At 61.0% G+C, this 2,974-nt stretch carries 1 protein-coding gene; it reads right to left on the bottom strand.

What is annotated here, in order from left to right; translation table 11 throughout:
• Nucleotides 1-14 precede the first annotated feature (14 nt).
• Nucleotides 15-2,759, bottom strand: coding sequence for an ABC transporter ATP-binding protein (locus VNX23_RS11730; protein WP_325630169.1), 2,745 nt, complete (start codon nucleotides 2,757-2,759; stop codon nucleotides 15-17).
• Nucleotides 2,760-2,974 lie beyond the last annotated feature (215 nt).

Genomic DNA, 2,974 nt, shown 5'->3' with positions numbered 1-2,974 from the left:
ACATTGCGCAAAGGTCACTCCGCCGCCAGTAACGGGGCCAGCGGGCTGCCGGATTTTTCCAGATCGGCCGGAGGTCCCTGGTCGACCAAGCGGCCGTGTTCCATCACCAACACCCGGTCGAAGGCCGAGGCGAGACGGGGGCGGTGCAGGCTCCACACCAGGCTGCGCCCGGCGAACTCGGTCTTCAGCCGGTCGAGAAGAGCCGTCTCCGTTGCCCCGTCGAGCACCACGGTCGCATCGTTGAGCGCCATCAGATCGGGGCGTTTAAGCACCGCGCCGGCGATGGCCAGCTTCTGCCGCTGCGCCTCCGACAGGCGAGACCCCCCGGTACCGACGGGATAGTCGAGTCCGACCTCGATCAAGGTGCGACGCAAGTCGAGCTCGTCGAGCGCCTCCGTGATCGCGGCATGGACACGCTCGCGACCGCCCGACTCCCCGCGCACGATCGTGCCGAACAGGACGTTCTCCTGCACCGAGGCTGCCGCGTTGTAGCGCTCGGGGTCGAAGAACTCGACCGAACCCCGCAGCTCCTCCGGCAGCCCCGCGGCGAAGGCGCGCCGCGCCTCCAATATCCGCTGCTGCATCTTTTCGTCGATCAGATCGAGCGGGTCGCGGGCGGCGGCCAATTTGAACGCCAGCGACAGGAGACGCTCTCGCGGGGGCTGCAGCAACTTCTCGACCCCGGCTGTCTCCATCCGCTTGAGAATGCCCTCGAAGACCGGCAGATCATCGGCGCTGATGAACGAGAACTGCTCGAACAACGCATGTTCGGGGCGCAAACCTGTGAACAACTCGATCATCATCCGGGCGACCCCGGCGCCGACCTCAAGGAGGTCGTGGGTGAGCCGGACTTCGTCGAGCACTTTTTGAACGTAGGCATTTCGGGCGAGGCCGTCGCCTTCAAAGGCCGGTCCAATCGGTGTGCCGAACAGCAGATTGACGGAAACCGGGGAATTGGTGTTGTAACGGTCCGGGTCGAAACGTTCGACGAGATGAGCCAGACCGCTGCCTTCGAGGCGCTCGGCAAGCACCCGGCGCGCTTCCAGGACGCGTTGCGCTGCATCCGGCTGGCGATCCGGATCGAGCCGGCCGCGCAAGCCGAAGAGGTGAACGTCTTCCTCGAAGTCGACGAGACGAAGGACCTCGACCATGCGCAGCTCCAGTTCGGCTGCGTCGGCCACTCCCGCCTGCTGGTAATCTATCCAGTCGGCAGCGATATCGTATTCGATGTTGCCCGATTTCCGGGCTTCCTCGATCTCACGTGCGCGCGACGGTTCGCCGGCCGAGCCATCATCTGGCACCCGGCGCGGCCGGTGACGCAAACCGAGCAACAGATTGTCCCTCACGCTCGCCGAAAAGAGATAGGTGATCGGGCCGACGTAACCGATCCGCCGGCCGGAAACCGCCAGCGGTACGCTGTTGAGGTCGGTATCGCCAATGGCAAGGCGCCCGCTCGTCGGAGTGACGAGGCGGGCAAAGAGCTGCGGGATGAGATTTCTGCCGCTGTTGCTCTGGCCGACGATCGCCACATCGGTACCTAGCGAAAACTCGAAATTGACCCCTTCGAGCAGAAGGATGCCATCATCGTCCACCAAACCGATATTGGCCGCGGTGACCTCACCGTGCAACGGCTCGACCTTTTCCGGCGCTTCGAGCAGCGAGCGTTTGTCGAGCATATCCGGAACCTGGAACTGCTCGACGACTTGCTCGTATTTGATCGCCACGTCCTGCTGGTTCTGATAGAAGTCGAGCAGTTCCTTCCACGGCGACGACAGGTCTTTATAAGCGGCGAGCACCGCGACCAGCGCGCCGAACGAAAGCTCGCCCTTGATCACGAAATAACCGCCGATCAAAAAGAACAAGAATGGTGTGAGATTTCCGATCAGATTGTTAAGGAATTTAACGAAGAATTTGCGATTATAGATCTCAAACCGAATGTCGTAAATTTCACCCAGGCGCTGAGAGACGTCCGCAAGTTGGTAAACAGCGGCGTCATTGGGGCGAATTTCGGCCCGCGCGGCGATCGTCTCGGCGATACGGTCCGAGAGCCCGCGAACTTTGCGCACCCGTTCACGGCCGAGCCGACGAATGATTCGCTGCATCTTGGGAATCAGATAACCTTGCAGCGGATAGAACGCGACAGCAGCGGCTCCGAGTATTGGGTCCTGCACGAACATGAAGACGAAGATCGTCAGCAGCGTGCCGCCCTGTGAGATCGGCAGCGCGAAAGCATCGCCGATAAACCCGCCGACCGGCTCTAGCTCGCCGGTCATCATCGCGATGACCTGGCCGGTCGCGGTACGATCGAAATGATGCAGCGGAAACCGCAGCACCCGCTCGTAAAGCTGATAGCGCAGGCGGCGCAGCATGCGCTCGCCGACCTGTCCCTTCCGCACGTTGAGGTGCAGTTTGAACCACCCATTTATCAAAACGAGAGTGAAGAATATGCAGCACAGCACCAGAAGATAGGGGATCTGATCGAAATCCCATCCCATGAAATTTTGCGGGAAATCCTTGCCGGAAATGGCACGATTGACGATCAGCTTCGGTAAATCCAAGGAATAGTAGAGGAACGGAAAAGAAATCAGCGTGACGACAACTAGATAAATCTGCTCCCTCAGGCTGTGATGCAGGATGTATCCATAGATCGAAGGAGCGAGCCCGTCGGTCCCGTTTTGCGGCAACAGGCGACGCACCACTGAGGGAAGCGGCGGCCATAGCGACTTCAGGCGTGCCGCGATAGTAGGGAGGAATCGCATAGGCTGCTCTCTAGTCCTCGGCACGACGAGCCGGTCCGGCTTCGTGCATCACCACCGGCCAATCGACGCTAGTTCCTGGCAAATAGTGGCACGGCGGTATGCGCGGGAGAGGCCGTTGAGGCATCTCCGCAGGAATTGATCTCGAACCCGCTCTTCGCGGGCGCGAACAGCGGTTCCGACCGGAACCTTTTGCCGCCGTTGCGCGTCCTCTTTCG

The sequence above is a fragment of the Bradyrhizobium sp. genome (assembly GCF_035570375.1).
Classification (GTDB): Bacteria; Pseudomonadota; Alphaproteobacteria; order Rhizobiales; family Xanthobacteraceae; genus Bradyrhizobium.
The sequence above is the reverse complement of the archived record's forward strand: the minus strand, read 5'-3'. Positions and strand labels throughout refer to the sequence as shown.

What these genes read in the sequence shown, in the direction of transcription:
- VNX23_RS11730 (WP_325630169.1), bottom strand. Translation starts at nt 2,759, where the DNA reads ATGCGATTCCTCCCTACTATCGCGGCACGCCTGAAGTCGCTATGGCCG.